General features: G+C 57.4%; 22 protein-coding genes. 7 read left to right on the forward strand and 15 right to left on the reverse strand.

The features are described 5' to 3' along the window. Positions 1–27: 27 nt before the first annotated feature. Positions 28–1638 carry an MBL fold metallo-hydrolase RNA specificity domain-containing protein gene (locus C1713_RS08840; protein WP_009442626.1) on the reverse strand — a complete coding sequence of 537 codons (1611 nt, stop codon included), beginning with the start codon at positions 1636–1638 and terminating at the stop codon, positions 28–30. Between the two features lie 164 nt (positions 1639–1802). Between C1713_RS08840 and C1713_RS08845 the strand changes: the two genes are divergently transcribed. After that, positions 1803–2663 (forward strand): NAD(P)-dependent oxidoreductase, encoded by an 861-nt coding sequence (locus C1713_RS08845; RefSeq protein WP_102493682.1) that lies wholly within the window; start codon positions 1803–1805, stop codon positions 2661–2663. 270 nt (positions 2664–2933) lie between these two features. On the opposite strand, the gene rbr is transcribed toward C1713_RS08845, so the two are convergent. The 8 genes from rbr to C1713_RS08895 form a co-directional block, all read right to left on the reverse strand. Continuing rightward, on the reverse strand, positions 2934–3467 hold the full coding sequence (gene rbr, locus C1713_RS08855) for a rubrerythrin (protein WP_102493683.1): 534 nt from the start codon (positions 3465–3467) through the stop codon (positions 2934–2936). Positions 3468–3737: 270 nt separating this feature from the next. Beyond that, on the reverse strand, positions 3738–5372 hold the full coding sequence (locus C1713_RS08865) for an FAD-dependent oxidoreductase (protein ID WP_170950827.1): 1635 nt from the start codon (positions 5370–5372) through the stop codon (positions 3738–3740). An 83-nt stretch (positions 5373–5455) separates the two neighbouring features. Further along, positions 5456–6034, reverse strand: a complete 579-nt coding sequence (ahpC, locus tag C1713_RS08870) for an alkyl hydroperoxide reductase subunit C (protein WP_050343517.1) — start codon at positions 6032–6034, stop codon at positions 5456–5458. Between the two features lie 170 nt (positions 6035–6204). Then, entirely contained in the window at positions 6205–6732 is a 528-nt protein-coding gene (locus C1713_RS08875) for a NapC/NirT family cytochrome c (protein ID WP_102493685.1), read from the reverse strand. Between the two features lie 13 nt (positions 6733–6745). Then, complete coding sequence (locus C1713_RS08880; RefSeq protein WP_102493686.1) at positions 6746–8488, reverse strand: FAD-dependent oxidoreductase; 1743 nt, start codon at positions 8486–8488, stop codon at positions 6746–6748. A 123-nt stretch (positions 8489–8611) separates the two neighbouring features. Then, the gene (gene nspC, locus C1713_RS08885) at positions 8612–9748 is read right to left on the reverse strand and encodes a carboxynorspermidine decarboxylase (protein ID WP_102493687.1); all 1137 of its coding nucleotides are present in this window, start codon (positions 9746–9748) and stop codon (positions 8612–8614) included. Continuing rightward, positions 9748–10947 (reverse strand): saccharopine dehydrogenase family protein, encoded by a 1200-nt coding sequence (locus C1713_RS08890; protein WP_102493688.1) that lies wholly within the window; start codon positions 10945–10947, stop codon positions 9748–9750. The genes nspC and C1713_RS08890 overlap by 1 nt, the downstream gene beginning before the upstream one ends. Before the next feature lie 123 nt (positions 10948–11070). Next, positions 11071–13077, reverse strand: coding sequence for a methyl-accepting chemotaxis protein (locus C1713_RS08895; protein WP_102493689.1), 2007 nt, complete (start codon positions 13075–13077; stop codon positions 11071–11073). Between the two features lie 208 nt (positions 13078–13285). Here C1713_RS08895 and C1713_RS08900 point away from each other — a divergent pair, with 208 nt between their 5' ends. From C1713_RS08900 to C1713_RS08920, 5 genes are read left to right on the forward strand one after another with little or no spacing between them, the layout of a single operon-like run. Continuing rightward, the gene (locus C1713_RS08900; protein WP_009442636.1) at positions 13286–14515 is read left to right on the forward strand and encodes an FAD-dependent oxidoreductase; all 1230 of its coding nucleotides are present in this window, start codon (positions 13286–13288) and stop codon (positions 14513–14515) included. 49 nt (positions 14516–14564) lie between these two features. Next, positions 14565–14870, forward strand: a complete 306-nt coding sequence (locus C1713_RS08905; RefSeq protein ID WP_061943728.1) for a hypothetical protein — start codon at positions 14565–14567, stop codon at positions 14868–14870. Next, positions 14867–16366, forward strand: coding sequence for an anthranilate synthase component I family protein (locus C1713_RS08910; protein WP_102493690.1), 1500 nt, complete (start codon positions 14867–14869; stop codon positions 16364–16366). Before C1713_RS08905 ends, C1713_RS08910 begins: the two co-directional genes overlap by 4 nt. Further along, a complete protein-coding gene (locus C1713_RS08915) occupies positions 16350–16925 on the forward strand; it encodes an anthranilate synthase component II (protein ID WP_102493691.1) in 576 nt (191 codons plus the stop codon). Before C1713_RS08910 ends, C1713_RS08915 begins: the two co-directional genes overlap by 17 nt. Beyond that, positions 16922–17734: an HAD-IIB family hydrolase gene (locus C1713_RS08920; protein WP_102493692.1), complete on the forward strand. Its 813-nt coding sequence runs from the start codon at positions 16922–16924 to the stop codon at positions 17732–17734. The genes C1713_RS08915 and C1713_RS08920 overlap by 4 nt, the downstream gene beginning before the upstream one ends. A gap of 66 nt (positions 17735–17800) precedes the next feature. On the opposite strand, the gene C1713_RS08925 is transcribed toward C1713_RS08920, so the two are convergent. Both C1713_RS08925 and C1713_RS08930 read right to left on the reverse strand, forming a co-directional pair. Continuing rightward, positions 17801–19141, reverse strand: a complete 1341-nt coding sequence (locus tag C1713_RS08925) for an MATE family efflux transporter (RefSeq protein WP_102493693.1) — start codon at positions 19139–19141, stop codon at positions 17801–17803. After that, entirely contained in the window at positions 19138–19896 is a 759-nt protein-coding gene (locus tag C1713_RS08930) for a YdcF family protein (protein ID WP_009442642.1), read from the reverse strand. Before C1713_RS08930 ends, C1713_RS08925 begins: the two co-directional genes overlap by 4 nt. Positions 19897–20009: 113 nt before the next feature. On the opposite strand from C1713_RS08930, the gene C1713_RS08935 reads away from it, so the two are divergent. Next, positions 20010–20354, forward strand: coding sequence for a cupin domain-containing protein (locus C1713_RS08935; protein ID WP_102493694.1), 345 nt, complete (start codon positions 20010–20012; stop codon positions 20352–20354). A gap of 69 nt (positions 20355–20423) precedes the next feature. Here C1713_RS08935 and C1713_RS08940 read toward each other — a convergent pair whose 3' ends face one another. Genes C1713_RS08940 through C1713_RS08955 form a run of 4 tightly spaced genes read right to left on the reverse strand, consistent with a single transcriptional unit; the run spans position 20424 to position 24854 of the window. Then, positions 20424–21638, reverse strand: a complete 1215-nt coding sequence (locus C1713_RS08940; protein ID WP_102493695.1) for an ABC transporter permease — start codon at positions 21636–21638, stop codon at positions 20424–20426. After that, positions 21628–22344, reverse strand: a complete 717-nt coding sequence (locus C1713_RS08945; protein ID WP_040572634.1) for an ABC transporter ATP-binding protein — start codon at positions 22342–22344, stop codon at positions 21628–21630. Before C1713_RS08945 ends, C1713_RS08940 begins: the two co-directional genes overlap by 11 nt. 12 nt (positions 22345–22356) lie before the next feature. Further along, positions 22357–23469, reverse strand: a complete 1113-nt coding sequence (locus tag C1713_RS08950) for an efflux RND transporter periplasmic adaptor subunit (protein WP_102493696.1) — start codon at positions 23467–23469, stop codon at positions 22357–22359. After that, on the reverse strand, positions 23466–24854 hold the full coding sequence (locus C1713_RS08955) for a TolC family protein (protein ID WP_102493697.1): 1389 nt from the start codon (positions 24852–24854) through the stop codon (positions 23466–23468). The genes C1713_RS08950 and C1713_RS08955 overlap by 4 nt, the downstream gene beginning before the upstream one ends. Positions 24855–24975: the final 121 nt, after the last annotated feature.

Below are 24975 nucleotides of genomic sequence, written 5' to 3' on the forward strand. Positions count from 1 at the left end.
CTCACGGCATTCTGCCGCGCTGTCCCGTCAGATGTTGTACGGAGCGATGAGTTTCTTGAAGTAGGTGCGCGCCTTCAGGAGGGCGCGGATGAGCGGCTCCATCAGTTTCGGCTGTCGTACGACGGCACGGATGAGCGACTTGCGCAGAAGACGATACTCGGCGTCGAAGTCGCGCAGCGCATCCTCCATCTCCGCTTCGATGGAGACGGCGGGACTGTTCGACGGGATCAGAACGGCACTCCGCCCCTGAATCGTTACAAGATCGCCGAGGAACGGCGCGTAGACTTCGAGCCCGAGTTCCTCCTGGATGCGCTCCTTCAGAGCCTCCTGTGCCTGCCCTTCGCCGTGTACCAGAAATACCTTTGCAGGACGCGGTGCGGTGACTGCACGCATCCACTCCACGGTCTGCGCTGCATCCGCATGGGCGGAGAACCCGTCGAGTACCTCGATCTTTGCCTTGACGGCGATTTCCTCGCCGAGGACGCGCACGCGCTTGATGCCGTCCACCAGCCGCCGCCCAAGACTCCCCTCCGCCTGGTAACCGACGAAGAGCACCGTCGACTCCGGCCGCCAGAGGTTATGCTTCAGGTGATGGAGCACGCGCCCCGCGTCCGCCATCCCCGAGGCGGAGAGGATGATCGCCGAGCCCTCTGCCGAGTTGAGTGCTCGCGACTCTGCCGCCGTCTCAGCGATACGTACCTGCGGAAACGCCGGAATCATGCCTTCATGCCCAAAGAACGCAATCGTCTCCTCGTCAAACTCCTCATAGTTTTTGAGAAAGACGCGCGTCGCCTGAATCGCAAGAGGACTGTCGATGATGATCGGGATGTCGTCATCGAGACGCCCCTCCTTCCACAGATTGTAGAAATAATAAAGGAGCGTCTGTGTCCGCCCAACGGCAAAGGAAGGAATGATAACATTGCCGCCGCGGTCCATCGTATCGCGGATGACCTCGAGCAGAGCCGTCTCCTTGTCATAGTCGCGATGAATACGATCGCCATAGGTGGACTCGACAATGAGGAAGTCCGCCCCCACAATTGGCTCCGGGTCGCGCAGGATCGGCTGATGCGGCTGTCCAAGATCGCCCGAAAAAACCAGTTTGGACTCCTGCATCCCCTCGCGCACCACGATCTCAAGGATCGCCGAGCCGAGAATATGCCCCGCATCACGGAATGTCACAGAAACAGGCCCCAGATCCACCGTCCCCTGATAGGGTACAGGCGTAAAGTGCTCCAATGCAGCAAAGACATCTGCCTGTGTATAGAGCGGCGTAATCGGCGCCTCGCTGCGTCGTGCGTTCTTGCGGTTCAGCATCTCCGCATCGCTCTCCTGGATATGTGCCGAGTCCGGCAGCATGATGTGCACGAGGTCACAGGTAGCACGCGTGGCGTAGACTCTGCCCACAAAGCCCTCACGAACGAGGCGCGGAATCCGCCCGCAGTGATCGATGTGCGCGTGGGTCAGAAAGACCGCATCGATCTCAGCAGGGTTGAACGGGAATGGCTCATAGTTCATCTCGCGCAGCCGCCGCGTGCCCTGATACATACCGCAGTCCACCAGATACTTATGGTCACCCGTATGGATCAGAAAGCACGAGCCCGTAACGACATGTGCTGCCCCTAAAAATTCCAATCGCATCCGTCATCCGTCCTTCCTACTGTAATTCAAATCTGAACGTTCCTATTCTTTATGTATAAGATTCGGAATCCATTGAAAAAATCCTGCAATGATCCGTGATTCCCTTGATTTTTTGCTTTATCCTGCTACACTGAAGGTATATGAAGGAAAATGGAGGAAATGATATGAAAAAAATTGGATTCATCGGGCTTGGTATCATGGGCGCAGCGATGGCAGGACATCTCATCGATGCAGGCTATGAGCTCAGCGTCTACAACCGCACGAAGAGCAAGGCAGAACCTCTCACCGCACGCGGCGCGCGCTACTGCGAAAGCCCGGGTGCATGTGCGGCCGGGCAGGATGCCGTCATCACCATCGTCGGCTATCCAAAGGATGTGGAGGAGATCTATCTTGGCGCGGACGGCATTCTCGCAAACCTTTCCGCAGGCACATACACTGCCGATATGACGACTTCCTCTCCCTCGCTCGCCGTCCGCATCTATGAGGAGGCGAAGAAACGCGGCATCCACGCCCTTGATGCCCCTGTCACGGGAGGAGATATGGGGGCGCGAAACGCCACGCTGAACATTCTGGTCGGCGGCGACGAGGCCGCATTCCGCGCCATGCGGCCCATCTTTGCCGCGATGGGCAAGAATATCGTCTATGAGGGTGCTGCTGGCGCGGGACAAAAGACCAAGGCAGCGAATCAGATTGCCATTGCGGGGACGCTTGCAGGCGCCTGTGAGGCATTTGCCTATGCGCGTGCTGCAGGACTTGATCCTGAGAAGGTGTTTTCCTCCATCTCAGGCGGTGCGGCCGCGAGCTTTCAGATGAGCAACATGATCCGCAAAGCACTTGATGGAGACTTTGCTCCCGGGTTCATGATCAAGCATTTCGTTAAGGATATGAACATCGGTGCTGAGACGAGCCGGGAATACGGCATCGACCTCCCCGTACTCGAGCAGGTCCTGCGTGAGGCGCGCTCCCTGGAGGAGAGCGGCAGTGGTACAGAGGGGACACAGAGTCTCTTAAAGTACTATGAATAACGAAATATCCGGCTGATTTAAGGAATGGTCTTACTGCTATTTCCTAAAAATGACAGCAAAAAGGGGCTGTTGCACGAATCTAAAATTTTCGTGCAACAGCCCCGCCTTTGTGCCCCTTCCACCGCTCACGCGGTCCCCCTTCCCCGTCATAACGGGGAAGGCTTTGGGATATAACGGCATAATAGCTTCCCCCGTCTACGGGGGGAGTGGCGAGCACAGCGAGCCGATGGGGGCGTGCAACACCACCTTTTCAGTATCCTACTATCGAAATCAGTAGTTACGAACAAGCTGCTGGAAGAACGACTGCGGATGCTCGCAGACCGGGCACTTTGCCGGTGCCTGCGGGCTCTCGCAGACATAGCCGCAGTTCAGGCACTGCCAGATGATCTTCTCATCGCGGCGGAACACCTTGCCCTCCTCCACATTCGAGAGGAGGATCTTATAGCGCTCGTCATGCTCTTTCTCGATCTTGCCAACTGCGTCGAAGAGGCGGGCAATCTTATCGAAGCCCTCTTCACGCGCCACACGGGCAAACTCGGGGTACATGCTCGTCCACTCGCCATGCTCGCCGGCAGCGGCATCGGCAAGATTTGCCTTCGTGTCGCCAACACCGTGCACAAGCTTAAACCAAATCTTGGCATGCGCCTTCTCATTGCGCGCCGTCTCATTAAAGATGTCCGAGATCTGCTGATAGCCATCCTTCTGCGCCTGCGAAGCGTAGTAGAGATACTTCGTATGTGCCTGCGACTCACCCGCAAACGCTGCCCAGAGGTTCTTTTCCGTCTGTGATCCCTTCAGTTCCATCATGTTTCTCCTTCCACAAATACACAATACACATAATTACATCTATCAAAAGTGCCGTTCTGCGCCCTGCTCAGAGGCACAGATATTAGGGAATCAGTGATTCCCTAGGGAATCGCTGATAAAATGAAGTCCGTCGAATTGGTGCAGATTTTTTGTCCTGTCAAGGAGACAAACCGGACGCATAGCAGAGGCTATGTGGAGGATTTGTCGACACAGACAGGGCGAAAAAGATGGGCTAAGACGGCGGTGCTGAATTTATCAGTGCTTCCCTTAGGCACGACTGACCAAAATATCGGCAATCTCATCGATATGCTTCCTGCCGAAGAAAACCTCCTCCCCTACGATAACGCAGGGAACACTCATGACATTGTACTTTTTCTTCAGGTCAGGGAAATGGCGAATGTCATAAATATCAGCACGCACATCCGCACGCTCCGCCGCAATGCGCTGCACGGCAGTGACCACATCAGGACACATCGTGCAGGAGAGGGACATGAGCACCTTGACATCGGCGGGTGCTGCGATCTGTGCAATCTTCTCGCGCGTATCAGCGCGAAGTTCCTGCCCCGGCCCTGCAACATTGTAGAGCGCGAGGATAAATGAGTTGAACTCATGGCCGCCCGGAACGGCATGGTAGACGATCCCGCTCGGCGTACCGTCTGCGTACAGGATGGCGATCCCCGGCTCTTCACCGGAGCCTATCGCGATCTCCGTGCAGCTCACCTTGGGCGACAGCTCCGCAAACTCATCCATAAAGCCGCGCAGCTCGGCCGAAAGTGCGCCGCTATCAAAACGACCGACCAAGCGAACCGTGGAGGCAAATTTATCAAAGACAGGCAGCAGCTGCTCGCGCAGCTCCTCGGAGATGAAACCTTCCTCCTCATCACCGACAGCCGACTTCTTCTCGATGGAGGCCTTGCGCTGCTCAAAACGCTTCGGATCCACACCGGAGCGCGGAAACGAGGGCAGTTTCAGGCGGTCATGGACCGCTGCCGCGTGACGCTCCGCCGAGACGGCACTGACAGCACCGTCAGAGACCGCCGTCACCACCTGACGCAGAGACTTGATGCAGACATCGCCGGCGGCAAAGACGCCCTTGATATTCGTCTCCTTGTCCTCGTTCGTGATGATGTAGTTTTGCTCATTGAGATCGATCCGTCCACGAAACAGCTCCGTATTCGGTACGTAGCCGGCAAAGACAAAGACGCCAAAGGTCTCGCCCTCTTCCGCCATGTGATGCTCGACTTCACCTGTCGCATTGTTGCGAAAATCTGCATAGGAGATCATTGCATCGCCGCCGACACGCTCCACCACGGTATTGAAACGCACGCTGATGTTCTCGTAATCCGCGAGCGCATCCACTGTCGTCTGCGGTGCTCGGAATTTATCGCCGCGCACAAGGATCGTGACCGAACGCCCGTAACGGGACAGAAAGATGCTCTCCTCGACGGCGGAAAGACCGCCGCCGATAACGAAGATATCCATCCCCGTGAAGAACTCTGCGTCGCAGGTCGCACAGTAGGCGACTCCGCGCCCACGGAACTCCTCCTCACCGGAAAAGCCAATCCGGCGCGGATTCGCGCCCGTCGCGAGAATCACACTCAGCGCCTGTACGGCACCGGCGGTCGTCTCTATTTCCTTGATGTCCTGATCCAGCTTCAGTCCCGTGACCTCGGCACTGACGAACTCCGCCCCGAAGCCGCGCGCCTGATGTTCCATCTGCGCTGCAAGCTCGGTGCCGCTCACACGTCCTGTCCCGGGATAGTTGACCACGTCGGCAGTGATGGTGATCTGCCCGCCGATCTTCTCCTTTTCGATGACAAGCACCTTGCACTTCGCGCGCGCCAGATAGATTGCGGCAGACAGTCCTGCGGGACCGCCGCCGACAATCACGGCATCATACATATTTTCCACAAAACCGCCTCTTTTCCATCTCATAGGAAAAAGCACCTCACGAGCGCTCTCGCGAAGTGCCCCACTCCATACGCTTAGAGTTTGCCAACAAGATCAAAGCTGGGCTTCAGCGTCTTTTCACCCGGCTTCCAACGTGCGGGGCAGACCTCATCGCCATGCTCTGCGACGAACTGCAGTGCCTGCACCTTGCGCAGGAGCTCCTTCGCGTTGCGTCCGACGTTGCCCGCACTTACCTCATAGGAGACGATCTTGCCCTCGGGGTTCACGACAAACGTGCCGCGCTCAGCGCGCCCGTCATCCTCGATGTAGACGTCGAAATCGCGTGCAAGCTTTGCCGTCGGGTCAGCGAGCATCGGATAGGTGATCTTGCCGACGAGCTCGGAGCTCTCATGCCATGCCTTGTGGACGAAGTGGGAGTCGCAGGAGACACCGAAGATCTCGCAGCCGAGCTTCTGGAACTCTGCATACTCGTCCTGCAGATCCGCAAGCTCCGTCGGGCAGACAAACGTGAAGTCTGCGGGATAGAAGAAGAACACGCTCCACTTACCCTTGAGATCCGCCTTTGTGTACTGCGTGAACTCGCCCTGTGCGCCTGCCTTCTTCTGGAAAGCATCTGCTTTAAAATCGCTGATTTCCTTGTTAATGAGTGACATGAATATCCTCCTTTGTTGATGGAAATGGCCGTCTATCATTTGCACGACCATCGTTGTTCTTTTGATGGTCACATCATAGCACGGAAGATTTTCCATGTCAATAGAAATTTATACTTTTTAATAATTATTTTTGTTTACATGGATATTGTCAAGGTGCTTTGCCTTCTCCCCTATTTCTCCCAACTGGAATCCAGTTTCCAGCTCACAGGATGACAGGCCGTACATTTCTTTGCCGACTGCGGATGATGCATCGAATGGCAGTCCGCACAGTTCTGCGGATTCTCATTGCCCGCCAGATGGACGGGATCATGCGGGTTTTCCTTGCCATAGCGTGCCGTCGCCTGTTTGATCCCCTCAAAGGTGTGGCAGGAGAGACACTGCTCATTCGTATAGCCGTACTTCGGCATGGGGTCCTCATAGTTCCCCGTTACGAAGAGCCAGCCCTCATTCATCTGCTGGAGCAGCGTCGGCTCGTGACAGTCGTGACAGGTCACGCCCGCATCTGCATGCTGCTTCGCGAGCAGATTCCCCTGCGCATAACTGTCGTACTCGGGCTGCATATTGTGACAGCTTACGCAGAAGGCAGGGTTCGCACTGACCTGGGAGAGGATGGCGAGTCCGCCAAAGCCGCACGCTGCGAGTACGATCACGAGCACCAATAGTGTACGCGGCTCTTTGAATTTCTGAAACATCTTCATTGTCCCGCCTTTCTCAGAGCTGCGCCGCAACGTTGCCGACAAGCCGCCCATAGACGAGTGCAAAGGCATGGCTGACGCCTGCCGTCACCACAGGGTAATCTCCGACAAAGCGTCCGCCCTGCGTATTGCCGGCCGCATACAGTCCGGGAATGCCGTGATACTCTGCATCCAGTACGTTGCCGTCCTCGGGGTTCACCGTCAGTCCGCCCATATTGACCAGGAGAGCCCCGCCAAGCATCTTGCCCGCATAGAACGGCGGCTTCTCAAGGGGAAAGAGGCGCTTCGCGGCCTTACCGAAATCCCGGTCCTGATGCGCATTGGCAAGCTCGTTATAGCGTGCGATCTCCGCCAGTATCGTACGCTGTACGGCAGGGCGGTCCGGCGCGAGTGCCGCCGCGAGTTCCTCGATGCTGCCCGCCTTGATGAGTCCCGGCGTCTTATCCAGATCTTCGCGCGAGGTATATGATGTCCGTCCGAGCGACCACTGACAGTCCGGCGGGAGTTTCGGGTTCTCGGCGGCAGGAACGCAGTGGTTTACGCTCCCGTGGGAAACGCCCATCGCGCCCAGCTGCTCCGGCCAGTTGTCATCAAAGATCTGCCATGCGTAGCTGCCTCGCTGACGATAAATGGCGCAGGAGAGCTGCTGTCCGCCAATGTCCTCGTTGACGAACCGCTGTCCGTCGTCGTTGAGCAGGAGATAGGCATCGACACCGAGCGGACCGCCGAGCGTATGGATCATCGGCGCGTGAGGACCGTCCTCGATCTTGCCGCCGACCCATGCCGCCATCCGATGCCCATCGCCCGTATTCGTCGGCGTATCCCATGCGTCGCGATTCGGGAATACGTTCAGATAATCGACTGCCCATGGAACAAAATACGACATCATCTCCTTGTTGTTGCCGTAGTCCCCTGTCGCCAGAATCACGGCCTTGCGTGCCGTACACTGGACGATCTTCCCGTGAATGTCCTCGCCGATCACCGCCGTCACACGTCCGCCGTCCTCCTCACGGACGAGCTTCTTGGCACGCGTTGCATAGATGAACTTGCAGCCCTGCGCGAGGCATTTCTCATAGACCAGCGTCAGCAGCGGCTCCTGACTCGGCAGGAGCGTCATCACCGTCGGATAGGTCGGGCTGTTCTCCTCGCTGCGATTGTACCCCGACGGGAGCGGATAGTGCATCATCTGCAGGTTGATCTTCGTGCGGTCGAGCTCTGTATCCGTCTCTTTCATCACGTGGACGGCAGGCGCGAGGTCGAGCATCCAGTCAAAGTCCTCGCCGCTGTGCTCCGCCCAGTAGTTCCACATGCGCTGATCGGCACGGTAGCCCATTTGCTTCATATTTTCGAGGATGGCGGCATTCTTGTCAAAGCTGATGCCCAGCTCCCGCTGATAACGGTTGCCGATCGTGCCGAACTGTCCGCTGCGGCACTGCCATGTACTCGCCCGCTCCATGACAAGAACAGACGCCCCGTGCTCCGATGCCGCACGCGCCGCCGTCAGACCCGCAAGGCCTGCGCCGACGATGACAATGTCCGCACTGTACGTATCGCTGATTTTCTCCGCTGGAATCTCCGGTGCTGTCCCGAGCCACGCGGGCGGCGGCGGTGCTCCTTCCGGCGCCTTGGGCGGGATGAGGTGATCGTTGGGATTCGCGGCGCAGCCCGTCAGCAGTGTCGGCGCGGCGACGAGTCCCCCCAATGCAAGTGCGCTCCCTTTGAGAAAGTTTCTGCGGCTCAGTTCCGCGTTCTCTTTCATACGATCTGCTCCCTTCTATGGAAATATTATAAGGCGGCGCAGAAATAAACACAAGTTAGTTTGTCATAGGCAATATCTATTCAAAAGGAGAGAATCTGCCCTCACAGCAGTTCTCTCCTTTGGTCAAAGTCTCATCTTAAAGTCGTCATAGCCGAATGTGCGTACCGTCTCCCATTCTCCCTGCGGAGAGACGGCAATGATATGCGGCAGCGGCATCCCATTGAACGTATTGTTCTTCACCATCGTATAGATTGCCATATCGCCGAATACGACGCGGTCGCCGATGCGCAGCGGCGCATCAAACGAGTAGGTTCCAATCGTGTCGCCCGCCAGACAGGTTGGCCCTGCCAGCGTGTACGTATGCGCCTTCTCCCCCGCTTCGCCCGCGCCGACGACAGGCGGTCGGTAGGGCATCTCGATGACATCGGGCATGTGACAGGCGGCGGAGGTGCTGAGAATCACGTTCCCGCCCCCCTGCACGTCGAGCACCTCGGAGACGAGAAATCCCGCGTTCAGCGCGACTGCCTCGCCCGGCTCGAGATAGACCGCCACATGATATTTTTCCTGTACGCGGCGAATCAGTTTCTTGAGCAGGGAAATATCGTAGCCCGCGCGCGTGATATGGTGACCGCCGCCGAAGTTCAGCCACTTCATCCCATGGAGGTACTTTCCGAACTTTTCCTCCACGGCATCAAGCGTCTTTTCAAGTGCATCCGCCCCCTGCTCACAGAGCGTATGAAAGTGCAGGCCGTCGAGCCCCGCGAGGAGATCCTCGCGAAAGTCCGCAGTCTTTACGCCGAGGCGTGACCCCGGTGCACACGGATCGTAGATGGCATGATCCTGCGTCGAGCACTCGGGGTTGATGCGCATCCCGCAGGACGCACCGTGCAGACGCGCCGCTGTGCCGAACCGTTCCCACTGGGAAAACGAATTAAAGATGATATGATCGCAGATCGACGCGAGCTGCTCGATCTCCTCATCCTCATAGGCGGGCTTAAAAACGTGGTTTTCTTTGCCCATCTCCTCCTGCGAGAGGCGCGCTTCATAGATGCCGCTTGCTGTCGTCCCTGCCAGATAGCGCCCAATCAGCGGATAGTAGTGATACATGGAGAAGCACTTTTGTGCGAGGAGAATCGTTGCTCCCGTATCCTCTGCGACCTCGGCAAGGACTTTGAGGTTCTTCTCCAAGAGCTCTTCATAGACGAGATAGGACGGCGTGGGAACCTCATTCCACTCCGCACGCCATGCATTCGCCGCCATCAGTCCACCAGCACGGGGTCATGGCTCTCCTGCCACGGCAGCCCCCACCGATTCAGCGCATCCATGAACGGATCCGGATCGAACTCCTCGACGTTAAAGACGCCGGGTTTCCGCCACTTCCCTGTCATGACCATCATCGCGCCGATCATCGCAGGCACGCCCGTGGTATAGGCGACCGCCTGCGAGCCGACCTCGGCGTAGCATTTCTCATGGTCGCAGACATTGTAAAGATAGTAGTTCTTCTCTGCATCGTCCTTCTTCCCACGGAAGATGCAACCGATGTTCGTCTTGCCCTTCGTCCGCGGTCCAAGGCTCGCAGGATCGGGCAGCACTGCCTTCAGGAACTGGAGCGGGATGATCTTCTTTCCCTCAAAGTCAATCGGATCGATCGAGGTCATGCCGACATTCTCGAGGCAGCGCAGATGCGTCAGATAGCTCTCGCCGAACGTCATAAAGAAGCGGATGCGCTTGATCCCCTTGATGTTCTTCGCGAGAGACTCCAACTCCTCGTGATGGAGGAGGTACATATCCTTTTTGCCGACCTCGGCAAAGTCATAGACGCGCTTAATCTCCATCGGCTTCGTCTCGACCCACGCGCCGTCCTCCCAATAGCTGCCGTTTGCCGATACCTCGCGGATGTTGATCTCCGGATTGAAATTCGTCGCAAAGGGGTAGCCATGGTCGCCTCCGTTGCAGTCGAGGATGTCGATGTAGTTGATCTCGTCGAATTCATGCTTCATCGCATAGGCGCTGAAAACGCCCGTCACCCCGGGGTCAAAGCCTGAGCCGAGGAGAGCCGTCAGCCCTGCCGCACGGAAGCGGTCAGCATACGCCCACTGCCAGCTGTACTCAAACTTTGCCGTATCCTCCGGCTCGTAGTTCGCCGTATCCACATAGTGAACGCCCGCCGCAAGACATGCATCCATGATGTGCAGATCCTGATACGGGAGTGCCAGATTCAGCACGACGTCGGGCTGAAAATCCTTGATGAGTGCCGTCAGGGCAGGCACATCGTCTGCATCGACGGCAGCGGTGTGAATCTTCGTTTTGCCGCCATCCAGTTTTGCCTTCAGCGCATCGCATTTTGACTTCGTACGAGAGGCGATGAGGATCTCCTCAAACACCTCGGGATTCTGACAGCATTTATGCACGGCGACGCTCGCCACACCGCCCGCACCGATAATCATCGCTTTTCCCATGAAAACGCCTCCTTCATCGATGTTTCTATCATACAACAGGAAAAGGGTCACTGCAAGAGCAGCGACCCTTATTGAAGTTTACGTTTTAAGGAAGTACGGACCGCTTCACTCTATCCGTACTTCTCAGAGCTTGAACTTCTTCGTCTCATCCGCAAGCTCGTCTGCAAGCCCCGAGAGGCGGCGCGTTGATGCCGCAATCTCCTGCATCGAGGCAGACTGTTCCTCCGTCGCCGCCGATACGTTCTGTGCGCCGTCCGCATTCGCTGTGCTGACCTTCTGGATCTCCTCGATCTGTGCACGTACCGTCTGCGTATCATCCTCCATCTTTCGGATGCCTGCAGTGATATCCTTCACGCCGTCGCCGAGCTGCTGAATTGACTCTGCAATCGACTGGAACACCTCATCCGCCGTACGGACTGAGTCCAGACCATGCCCGACGTACTCATCTCCGTGCTTTCCTGCATCGATGGCACGTTCCATATCTGCCTGCACGGACTGCATCGTCTCAGAGATCTTCTTCGAGAATTCACCGGACTCTTCGGCGAGCTTTCTGACCTCTTCGGCAACAACGGCAAATCCGCGCCCGTGCTCACCTGCACGAGCCGCCTCAATCGCAGCGTTTAAAGCAAGCAGATTCGTCTGCTCGGCAATGCTGCCGATGACCTCGACGCTGTGGCTGATCTCCTCCGAGCTCTTGCCAAGCGCAGAGATTGCGGCATCCACGGTCTCCGAGCCGGTCTTGATCTGCTCCATATACTTGACGACCTCGTCGATGGAGCGACGTCCCTCGCGGACGCGTTCTACCGTATTGTTCGTCACCTCCGCGACTGTTCCGACCTGTTTCGACATCTCTTCTGCCTGACCCGAAATGGACGCCGTGGCATTTGCGACAGAGGAGGAAGCCTCCGACTGACGCTCTACGCCTTCTGCAATCTCGGTGATCGACATGGCAACATGATTGGATGCCTCTGCAGACTGCTGAGAAGCATCGGTAAGGCCCTCTGCCGATGTCGAAAGTTCCGCCGCATTGGACTGAATCCGCTGAATCAGCGTATTGAGTGTATGGCGCATCTTGACCAAGCCGTCCGAGAGCTGCCCCAACTCATCCTGTGAGGTAATTGTCTTTGGCGTTTCGCGCAGATCCCCGCTGTTGATAACCTCGCAGACGTGTACCGCCTTCTGAACATTTGCCGCGAAACTGTTCGAAATGAAGAAAATAATCACCGAGATGGCGAGGAGGATAACGATCGTCAGCCCCGCGAGCACCATCAGCAGTGTATGGGCATCTTCAAGGATCTCACTGTCGGACGCCTCCAACATAATGACCCAGCGCCGTCCGTCGAGGTGAATCGGCACAAGCGAACCCGTCATCTCCTCGCCTGACTCACGCTCATAGTGCGCGAGCACAGGTTCATCCTTGTCGATCACAGATTTGAAGGCATCCACGAGGCTCGTCGAGATCTTAACACTCGATACTTCCTTGCTGAAATCGAGCTTGCCGACCTGCGCCGGCTCGTTCGGATGAATGATGACAAGCCCCGTCTCATCCATGACAACGAGCTGCCCCGTGCGGTACGTCGCCATCTTCGACAGGGTTTCATCAAAACGTGAGAGCCCAATCGAGCCGCCAACTACACCGGTAACGACTCCGTTTTCTATGACAGGAACAGCAATCACGCTGACAACCTTACCGGTAACATCTGAAATCACCGGCTCAGAGACAATCGTCTTGCCCGACTGCACCACTTGAGGGAGATAGGCACGGCTGGAACGGTCCAAATCATTGCCGTCGGAATCGAAGCCGATCCCGTTGACATCGGTATAGGCGAGATTCGAAAACACTTCTGTATTCTGCTTTACATCCTGCAGCGCTCGAATCTTTGCTTCCCGGTCACCATGAACCATAGCATCGCTCTTTGCCGCGATCTTAAGGTACGCCTCATTCGTATCAAAGAGACGCTGCACCTCAAGCGCTGCCTGCTTGCCGACGCCCTTGCCGATCGTATCCGCATCATCCACGAGCATATTGCTCGCCATCTTGTAGCTGACGCCGAAGAACACAAAAAATCCAATGAGCATCACGGGCAAGATGGATACTAAAAACTTTGTCCGAATTGATTTGAATTGCATAATGACCCCTCCCAATTCATAACCCCGCTATAGAAATATTACCACGAGCTTTAATCCTTTGCAAACATTTTTCAGAGGAAAAGTGCTCCTATACGAAAAAAATGGTTTCTTTTCGGCTTGCTATGACAGAGTGAGCGAGTTGTGTTATAATGTGCTCGTGTATTTTCCCTTTTAAGAAGCGATACGACGAAACGAAAGGATTAGCTATATGGCTGTTCACGTCATTAACGAGTCGCGGCGCTGCCTTCAGTGCAAAAAGCCGCTGTGCCGCCTGCAGGGCTGCCCCGTACAGACGAATGTTCCTGAGATGATCCGCCTCTTCCTCGACGGGAAGATCAACGAGGCGGGTGCGATGCTCTACGACAACAACCCCATGAGTGTGTTCTGTTCACTGGTCTGCGACCATGATGCCCAGTGTGAAGGGCACTGCATTCAGGGGCGGCGCGGCGCACCCATTCAGATCTCGAGCATCGAGCACTACATTTCAGACACCTACCTGGACAAGCTCGTCCTCGCACGCAAGTCCTACAATGGGCACAATGTCGCTGTCATCGGGGCAGGACCTGCAGGCATTGTCGTCGCGGTCAAGCTGGCACAGGAGGGATACGGTGTCACCATCTTCGAGCGGATGCAGAAAATCGGCGGCATGCTGCGCTACGGCATTCCGGATTTTCGCCTGCCGCCCTCGACGATTGACCGCTATGCCGAGAAGCTCCTGACGCTCGGCATCCACATCCGCCCGAATACAACCATCGGCGGTGCAATCAGCGTGGATGACCTCTTCCGCGACGGCTATGAGGCAATCTTTATGGGCACAGGCGCATGGCGCGCCAAGAGTCTCGGCATTCATGGCGAGACGCTCGGCAACTGCCACTTTGCCGTCAACTATCTCCAAAACCCCGACGTATACCATCTTGGCGACCGCGTCGCTGTCATCGGCTCGGGCAACTCCGCGATGGATGTTGCGCGGACGGCAATCCGCAAGGGGAGCCGCTATGTCACGATCTACGCACGGCGCAACGGCATCTCCGCGAGTGAACGGGAGCTGGAATACGCACTCATGGACGGCTGTGAGATCCAGTATGCAAAGGGCATTCACTCCGTCACCCCCGAGGGTCCCATGATGTACGACCGCGTCTTCGACGAGAACCAGAAGCTCATCAGTGAGGGGGAGCCATATCTCATCCCTGCCGACAGCACGGTCATCGCAGCAAGTCAGGCGGCAAAGGATAAGATCGTGCGCACGACGACGGGCATTCATCTGAACGAGAAGGGGCTGGTCAAGGTTGATGAGAACGGCATGACCGACCGCGACGGCGTATTCTCGGCGGGCGACGTCGTGTTCGGCCCGTGGAATGTCGTGCAGGTCGTCAAGGAGGCGAAACATACCGCCGACGCCATGATCCGGTACCTGAAAGCGCGCGAAGCCAACGTGTAACCGCCAAGAACGCCCGTGTTTCCCCAAGAGGAAAGAAAGGAAGAGTGCCATGAGCATGAACGATCACGAGATCACTGACCTCGTCCGTCAGATGGCAAAGCCCCCCGCCCCCCCCACCTACACCGATGCTGATGTGGAGGAACTGGTGCGGATGCATGCAGGCGGACGCCACAAAATGCGCAGTGAGGCGGAGATCCTCGCACGCTATAATCTCGGCCGCAAGCAGTACAAGCAGCTGAAACACAGCCGCGAGAACAACCGCGAGCAGCAGCAGATGCTCTACGCGGAGCTGAAGGTGCTCGGCTGGATTCTCGGACGTAAGGAGCGCGAGGTCGTCACGGAGATCAATCAATGAAGCTGAGCCACACCAAAGAGGATTTTATCAGAGCAGCAAAAACAGCAAATCTCGTCACCGTCTCTACGGAGCTGACAATGGATCTCGACACGCCCGTCTCCATCTACTATAAGCTGGTCGGCGAAAAAAAAGGCTATATCATGGAGTCCGTCGATACGACACAGCAGCAGTTCGGGCGCTACTCCTTCATCGGCGGCGAGCCATTCGTGCGCGTGCAGGTCTTTGCTGACAAGCTGCTCATCAACGAAAACGGCCTGATGAAGAGCATCTTGGGTGCACCGCATGATACGATGAAGAAATACGCGGCGCACTTTACCCCTGCGGAGGACAAGGAACAGCTGCCGCTCGTCCACGGCGGACTGGCAGGCTACTTCTCCTATGAGGCGGCTGCGACGTTCGACCGCGTACGCGGCGTTCATCTCGGCGGTGAGCATCTGCTCGGGCAGTTTATGATGTGCCGCTATCTCGTCGTCTACGATGCTCTGCGCAACAGTGCACGTCTGCACTACCTTGCCGACATCAAGGAGGGGGATGATGCGGGCGATCTGTATGACGTGATTGCCGACCGCCTCTCTGCCATGCGCAGCCGCCTTGCCGCCCCCTGTACCCTGCCTGCAGCACCGCCGAGCAAACGGTCAGCGCCCATTGACTTTATGGCACAGTACGGAACGGCGCCGACGGAATTTCTGGAGACAGTCAAAACGGTCAAGGAGCATATCTATGCCGGCGACATCTTTCAGGCAGTGCCCTCCTTCCGCTTCTGCGCCAAGATTACGCGCCCGCCGTTCCTCTTCTATCGGCGTCTGCGGCAGGTCAACCCTTCCCCCTATATGTTCTACTACAACTTCGGCGCAGTTAAACTCGTCGGAGCATCCCCTGAGATGCTGATCAAGGTGGCGGGCAGCACTGTCTATACCTACCCCATCGCAGGAACGCGAAAACGCGGTGCAAGCGACGAGGAGGATGCGCGTCTCGCAGCTGATCTGCGTGCAGACGAGAAGGAATGTGCCGAGCACGCCATGCTCGTCGACCTCGCACGCAACGACCTCGGCCGCATCAGCGTCCCGGGCACGGTGCGTGTGCCAAAGCTGATGGCGGTCGAACGGTTCTCCCACGTCTCCCACATGGTAAGCAGTGTCGTCGGTGAAATCGCCCCGCATTACGCACCCATGGACGTCCTGCGTGCCACCTTTCCCGCAGGAACAGTCAGTGGTGCGCCGAAGCTGCGCGCCATGGAGATCATCCACGAGCTCGAGCCGCAGGAACGCGGCTTTTACGCGGGAACCGTCGGCTACATGGACTTTCGGGGCAACATGGATATGTGCATCACCCTGCGCACCATGTGCATCGAAAGCGACGACACGGCAATCATCCAGGCGGGAGCGGGCATTGTCAAGGATTCCGTGCCCGAAAAGGAATACCTCGAGATCCTGCAGAAGGCAAAGGCTCTCTTCGAGGTGGTAGAGGAGGTCGAGAACAATGCTGCTTTTGCTTGATAACTACGACTCCTTTACCTATAACATCGATCAGCTGTTCAGCGACATCGGCGCGCAGGTCGAGGTCGTCCGCAGCGACAAAATTTCCATCGATGAGATTCGCGCGAACGGCTACCGCGGCGTCATCATATCGCCTGGTCCGGGTATTCCGCAGGACGCGGGCATCTCCGAGGAGGTCATTCGTCAGCTCGGCGGCGAGATCCCGATTCTCGGCATCTGCCTTGGGCATCAGGCCATCGGCGAGGTCTTCGGCGGACGCGTCGTCCGTGCGGGAGAAATCGTCCACGGCAAGGCATCCCCCATCTGCCACTGCGGCACAGGGCTCTATCAAGGTATTCCTGAACATACGCAAGTCGCCCGCTACCACTCTCTCATTATCGAGCGTGAAAGCCTGCCCGATGTGCTGGAGGTGACGAGTCAGCTGGATAACGGCACCATCATGGGCGTACGCCACAAGACGCTCCCCATCGAGGGCATCCAGTTTCATCCCGAATCCATTCTTACGCCTGATGGGCGTGCGATGATGAGAAACTATCTAAAAGACATCGGTGCAATATGAGTGAAAAACGATATGACGACATCCTCCTCATCAGCGACCTCGATGGGACACTGATTCCGCGTCACGAGGCAATCGCCGACGAGAATCTTGCGGCACTCAGCACGTTTACAGCGGCGGGCGGAGCCTTTGCCGCTGCAACGGGACGCACGCCCGAGGCAGCACTCCCCTATCTGGACGGCATTATGGTCAACGCCCCGAGCATCTTTTTCAATGGTGCAATGCTGAAAGATCTGACGGAAAATCATGTACTCGAGGTACGCACCTTGGACGGCGACCTCTGGCGCACGTTCGCCGCGCGCATCCTCTACCAGTTTCCGCGTGCCTGTGTCGAAGTCTACACGGAGGGACACTGCCACATCATCAGCCCCGAGGAAAACGACGATCCGCGCCTCACGGATGAGTTCTACAACGTCAACCATACGGAGCTTCGCGCTGTGGAAGACGAGGCATGGCTGAAGTTCTTCATCTGCGACGCACCGATCAATCTCAAATTCGTCGAGCGGCTCGCCGCAGAGCTCGGCATTGACAAATGCTCTACATCGTTCTACTCGGAGGCGAACTACCTCGAATTTGTCCCGCCCGGTACGAGTAAGGGTGCGATGGCAGAGGTGCTGCGGACGATGCCGCCGTATGCGGGACGCCGCATTATCGCCTGCGGCGACTACGAGAACGACGTCGAACTGCTGCGCATGGCAGACATCGGCATCGCTCCCGAGGATGCAGCCGACGTGGCAAAGGAGGCGGCAGACCGCATTGCTCCCCCCTGCCGCACACCGCTCATCCCGTGGATTCTGAGCGAAGTACTATAAAAATGAAGAGCAAAAGAATGGGACAGATGCAGAAAGAACTCCTGCACCTGTCCCATTCTTTTGCTCTTATGTGCTTCGCAGCGTCTTCTCCGTCCAGAAGTACGCGATCGCGACGGGAATACCGGCACCGATCCATGCGAGGGGATTGGCGAGACACGCGCCGAGAAAGCCGAGATGGGCGCAGAGGAAGATCGCCGCACCGGCACGCATGACAAGCTCCATCGCCCCCGCGATCGTCGGGACAACGCTCTGCCCAAGCCCCTGCAGGACGTTGCGGTAGACGAGCAGGACGGCGAGAATAATGTACGTCGAACCGTTGACAGTGAGGAAGGTCTGCCCATAGGCAATGACCTCCTCTGCCCCCTGTGCATCTGCGCCGACAAAGAGTGCGAGCAGATGCGTCCCAAAGACGATAAGCAGAATACCGATGGCGACGGCAAAGGCGGCAGACATCTTGAGACAGGCGTGCACACCCGCACGGATGCGCGCATACTGCTGTGCGCCGTAGTTCTGTGCCGTATACGCCGCCATGGCATAGCCGAAGGAGAGCATGGGCATGACGGCAACGGCGTCGATCTTCTGCGTTGCCGCGTATGCCGCCACGGGCAGTGCACCGAGGTTGTTGAGGGCAACTTGGAGGATGATCGCTCCGAGAGCAATCACGGAGGACTGCAGCCCCATCGGAAGCCCCAGCCGCAGATGCGCAGCGAGGAGCGAGACATTGGGCTTCCAATCCTGCCAGGCGGGGCAGAGTGCAGGGATGCGCCGCCGTATGTAGAGGAAAAAGACGATCATGCCGATCGCCTGTGCGGCAACCGTCGCACCCGCCGCGCCTGGGATGCCCAAATCCAGCACCAGTATGGCAATCGGCTCGAGGACGACATTGATGGCAAGGGTGATGCCCAGAATAACTGTCGGTGTCGTACTGTCCCCGAGGGCACGGATAAGGCAGTTCTGCAAATAGAGCAGAAGAAATATCATCAGCCCCGCAAAGATGATGGAGAGAAAGTCCACCGCTCCGTCTAAAATCTCAGGCGGAGTCTCCATAAGGATGAGCAGTGGCCGCGTCAGCGGAAAGACGAATGCGGTCAGGAGAAGCGCTGTCAATATGCCGAGCAGGATACACGTCGCCGCACTGCGGCACACGCCCGCCGCATCGTCCGCGCCGAACCGCTGTCCCGTATAGATGGTGATCCCCGTGCAGAATCCCATAATGAAGCCGAGCGCGAGGAACATGAGACTGCCCGTACAGCCAACGGCGGCAAGTGCATTCACCCCAAGGAATCGCCCGACGATGAGAGTATCGACAAAGGAATAGAGCTGCTGCATCATATTTCCTGCAATCAGAGGCAGCGCAAAGAAAAAGATCAGCCGTGCGGGGTCACCCGCTGTCATATTCTTCATCATTCGAGATACCTCGTCACAATGGTACGCAGTTTCTCTTGAAAGTACACAGTATTCGTATAGAGCACCCCTGCGTTTGGCGCAAACTTGATGAGATAGAGCTGCGGATCACCGCTCACCCAGAAGTCCGTGGGGTACGGGGTCACCGTGATGCCCTGTTTTTCAAAGTTGAGCACGGCACGCGGCAGGTGGAACGCCGAGGTCACGAGAATCGGATGCACAAAGCCCTCACGCCGCAGGATCTCCGCCGTATAGCGTGCGTTCTGCCCCGTCGTAAGGCTGCGTGTCTCCACATAGATCATATCGTCCGGCACGCCGAGTGAGCGCAGGACGCGCCGCGCGATCTCCGCCTCAGAGCCCGTATCACTGAACACCTGCCCGCCCGAGAGCAGGATCGGCAGATGTGTGCGCAGGTGAAGGCGATACACCGCGAGAAGGCGCGAGGACGGGCTCTGTGCTAGCATCCCCGTGCCGTCCACATCCTGCACATCCGCGATTGCCCCGCCGCCAAGCATGATGATGACATCGCCCTGCGGCGCCTCGGGCACGGGATACGTCCGCTCGAGCTCCCCCATCAGGCGATCCGATACGGCTCCGATGGAGAGGAGATAGAGCATGGCGGCCAGAGCACAGAGCAGCACAGCTGCACGAGATTGATGCTGTCTCTTCCATAGATAGACAGCAAGCCCTAGCATAGCAAGAACAAAAATCCCCGGCGGCAGAATCCATGCTGCCCCAAATTTTAAAATGTAAATCATAAAAAGGAAAACACGCCTCCACCGCGAATATTTAGAATATAGCACGTTCTTCTGCGTGCTTTATCGTTCATTGTATCAAATTTTATGTGTAATGACAAAGGAGAGATTCACTCATGGCAATCATCGAATCAGAGCACATTGATGCCGAGAAGCGCTTTGGCGGCAACGGTACGATCCACATTCAGAAGCTCCTCACGCCAAAGGAACTGGACGGAAAGTGCGCCATGTTCGCGCGTGTGACGATCCCGCCCCATGCGTCGATGGGCGCACACAAGCACGAGGGCAATACGGAGACGTATCACATCCTCTCGGGACGTGCCCGCTATAACGACAATGGCAATGAGATCGAGATTGGTCCCGGCACGACGACGTTCTGCGGCGACGGCGAGATACACGCCATCGCCAACGCCTCCGAAACCGAGGATCTCGTCTTTATGGCGCTGATTATCAATAAGTAATTTTCGTAGAAAAGCGACTGCTGTACGTAGTTCCCCTTCGTACAGCAGTCGCTTTTGTATTGTATGGATTCACTCATACCGCAGGGCGTCGATCGGATCGAGACGCGCAGCTTTGCGGGCGGGATAGATGCCGAAGAAGAGGCCGATCCCGACGGCAAAGGAAAAGGAGACGAGGATCGGCAGTATCTCAATGGAGGTCTTGAGTTCACCAAAGCTGCCAATGAGCTTCGAGAGAGAAATGCCGAGCGTAATGCCGATTACGCCGCCGACGATTCCGATGACCATGGACTCAATCATGAACTGCATGAGGACGTTTGACGAGGTAGCGCCAAGTGCCTTGCGGATGCCGATCTCGCGTGTGCGCTCCGTGACGGAGACCATCATGATGTTCATGATGCCGATGCCGCCGACGAGGAGCGAGATGCCCGCGATCGAGCCGAGGAGGAGCGTCAGCATATTCGTATTTTCGGTAAAGCTCTCCATGAGGCTGGTCATGTTGCGGACGTTGAAGTCATCCTCCGCACCCGTGCGGATGTGATGCCGCTGACGCAGGAGTGTCTCAATTTCCGCCTGTACCTCATCCATTTTATCAGGCGAGGAGACCTGTATGTTGATGGAGTGCACGTGCGTGATGGCGAGCATACGCTCCTGCGCCGTCGTCAATGGAATGTAGATCACATCGTCCTGATCCTGTCCGATGGACTGCCCCTTGCTCGCCGTAATGCCGATGACCTTGAACGGCTGGTTGTTGATGCGGATATTCTTTCCGACAGGATTCTCCGTGCCAAAGAGATTGGACGCAACCGTCGGGCCGATCACGGCAACGCGGCTGCGTTTCTGCATATCACTCGTCGTAATGAATGTCCCGTTCTCCACCTTCAGGGAACGGATCTGCATCAGTTCCGGGGTGACTCCCTCCACCTGCGTATTCCAGTTGAGGTTGCCGTTCACGACCTGATACGACGTGGAGACCGTAGGTGAAACGTAGTCAATCCCCTTGATCTTCGCAGCAATTGCCTTTGCATCATCATATTTCAGCGATTTACGCGAGCCTGCTGCCCCGCGTACACCGCCATGGTTGGATGAGCCCGGCATGACGATGAGCATATTCGACCCGAGACTCGCGAAGGAGTCCGAGACGCTCGTACGCACGCCCATGCCGATAGAGACCATGGCGATGACCGCACCCACGCCGATGATGATACCGAGCATCGTGAGGAGGGAGCGCAGCTTGTTGGCGAGCAGTGCGTTCACCGCCATGCCGAAGCATTCCTTAAACAACATCCATCACGACCCCCTTCCCCTCATCACGCGTGATCTTCCCATCACGTACGAGAAGCTGCCGGCTCGCGCGCAGGGCGATCTCCGGTTCATGGGTGACGAGGATGATCGTATGTCCCTTTTCGTGCATTCGCTCAAAGATATCCATGATCTCCGTCGTGGACTTCGTGTCGAGGTTGCCCGTCGGCTCATCCGCCATGATGATATGCGGATCGTTGACGAGAGCACGGGCTATGGCGACGCGCTGCCGCTGTCCGCCCGAGAGCTCGTTCGGCAGATGCTGTCCGCGATCGCCAAGCCCCACGGCGGCGAGCATCTCCTGTGCGCGCTCCGTCCGCTCGTGCCGTCCCCAGCCCGCATAGACGAGCGGCAGAGCGACATTGTCGAGTGCCGAGATGCGCGGCAGCAGGTTGAAGTTCTGAAAGACGAACCCAATCTTCTTGTTGCGTGTCATGGCAAGTGCATCGTCGTCGAGGCCCGCTACCTCATCGCCATCGAGCCGATACGATCCCTCCGAGGGACGGTCAAGGCAGCCGAGGATGTTCATGAGCGTGGATTTGCCCGAGCCGGAAGGTCCCATAAGCGCAGCGAACTCCCCGCGCCGGATATCGAGGTCGATGCCGTCCAGTGCGGCCAGCATCTCACCGCCGATACGGTAGACCTTGCGGATGCCGCGCAGGCGAATGGTGCTCGTCTCTTTGCTCTGCATCATGACCTCCGATCACATCGGCGGCGGTCCGCCATGATCCTTCGTACTGCTCGTCGATTTCTTCGCCGTATAGCTGTTGACGACGTGCTCGCCCTCGCTCAGCCCCGACAGGATCTCGACATACTCGTCGCTGTAGATCCCCGTTTCGACATACCGCTGTTCCTGTGTCCCATCGTCGTTCAGCACGAATACATACGGCCCTGCCGCATCTGTCTTGAGCACAGAGAGCGGCACGACGAGAGCGTTATCCTTATCTGCCGTGTCGATGACGACGCGCGCCGTCATGGCAGGGAGAAGGAGGTTGTCTGGATCATCCACATCCAGTGTGACATAGTAGTAGATGACGCTCGCACTCGACGTGGCGGAGGAAGAACTTGACGAGCTGGTATCCCAGCTGTTCGTCACATCCGTCTGAGAGATTTTGGAGACGCGTGCCGTAAAGGTCTTATCCGTAAAGGCGTCCACACTGAATGTCGCAGACTGTCCGATGCGGATGCTTCCGATGTCCGTCTCATCCACCTTCGCCTTGATCTGCTTCTTTGAGAGGTCTGCGATGCGCATGATGACCGTCGGATTATCCGACCCCTGCACTGCCATCGTCCCTGCGTTCTTCGGCTCGCCGACGACCACGCCCGAGATCGGCGCGGTGATGATCGTCTCATTCGCGTCGGAGTTCGCCTCCTCGAGCGTGGACTGCGCCGTATCATAGTTGTACTCTGCATCCTCGAGATCGGATTTCGACTTTGCGCCAATGCTCTCCAGATAGCTCATACGGTTGTACTTCGCACGCGTATTCGTTACGCGGTACTGTGCCTGATCGCGCTTTGCCTCATAGTCTTTGCCGTCGAGGGTGGCGACGATCTGCCCCGCCGTCACGGTATCGTTCTCCTTGACAAGCACAGAGCTGATGCGCGCCGTGATTTTCGAGCTGACCTCAACGGAGTCCACGGGGCGGATCGTTCCTGTCGCCTCGACGGTGGACTTGATATTCATGCGTGCGGCATCGACGGTCGAGACCGCCTTCGCCGCTTCCTGTGCTGCACTCTGCGTGTAATACCAGTAACTGCCGCCGGCAATCAACGCCATTGTCAAAGCACCGATGCCGATGATCGTTCGTTTCCTCATGGCTGTGCTCCCCTCGCTGCCGTATCCGTCCCCTCAGCGTAAGCCGCCTGTGCCGCCGTACGCTCCTCATCCGTCACAGCAGGCAGTCCCTCTGCCGCTTTGTGCTCCTCTGCTGTGAGCTCCTTCCCCATCAGGCTCTCCACCTGTGCACGATAGCGTGCATAGTCGTATCGTGCACTGAGGGCATTTTGCCGCGCTGTCGTGAGCGCAGTCTGCGCATCGAGAATATCAAGGAGTATGCCCTCGCCCGCACGATAGCGTTCCGAGGCGATACGGTAATCCTCCTCTGCCTGACGCACGGCATCCCCCGTCGAGGTAAAGCGCTGCTCCGCCTCTCGCATATTGAGATACGCCTGCCGCAGATTCAGATCGATGCTCTCCTCTGTTTTCTTGACATTCAAGAGGGCGATGTCACGCTCCGCCTCCGCCGCGTCGATGGCACCGCGCGTCACGCCACTGTCGAAGATGTTCCAGTTCACACCGACCGAGGCAGACACATCAGAGGACGTATCGCTGTGCGGACGAAACTGGCTCGTCAATCCCGTGCCGAGGGTCAGATTCACCGTCGGTTTCTTCCCCGCGCGCGCGATGTCAACCGCCAGCTCGCGCTGCTGCAGCGTCTCACGCTGTGCCGCGAGATCCAGCCGCGTGCGCTGTGCGTAGGAAATGCAGTCCGTCAGTGCCGTGCCAAATGGCTCGTAGGTGACCTCTGTCGTCAACTGCAGTGGCTCGGATCGGTCAATGTTGAGCAGATTGCGTAGGGTCGCGAGGTTCACCTCGTAGCTGCTCTCGGCACGGATGAGCTCCTGCCGTGCATTCGACAGCTCCACCGAGGAACGGATCACGTCGATTTTGGCCTGTGCTCCTGCCTCGTAGAGTGCGCTGACATTCCGCAGATGAGCATCGTACTTGTCCACGCTGTCGCGTTGGACGTCGATCTTCTTCGCTGCCTCTGCCGCGTTCCAGTAGGCGGCAATCACCTCGTATTTCAGCTCCTCACGCGCACGCTCCGTTGTCAGGCGCGCCGCATGTGCACCGATCTCCCCCGCACGAATCCGCGCCTCATTCGCTCCGCCGCTGTAAAGCGGCAGACTCGCCGAGAGGCTGATCCCGTTGCTCACCTGCTCACTCGCATCGCTCGCCTTCGACGTGCGCAGACTATCACTCGCTCCAACCGAAATGCTGTTCTTCCCGCGCGCCTGACGCAGGGCGGCATCGGCAGAGCGCTCTCCCTCACGCGTGATGCGCAGCCCTGTATTCGCCGAAAGTGCCGTGTCGATCGCATCTTCGAGGCTGAGCCGCATCGCATCTGCAGACAGCGGAAATGTCAGCACTGCGCCCACGAGAAGCGCGGCAAGAGTGTGCTGCCGCCTGTTCTTCATCATAACCACCTCAACGTATAGAATCCCTTTTCATCCTGATAAGAATGCGCCCATGCTACAGCAAGGGCGCTATATTCTGCTTAGCATACGGTTAGTTTTTTCTTAAGGAATCACAGATAAAATG

The sequence above is a fragment of the Centipeda felix genome, assembly GCF_900186465.1.
Lineage (GTDB): Bacteria > Bacillota > Negativicutes > Selenomonadales > Selenomonadaceae > Centipeda > Centipeda felix.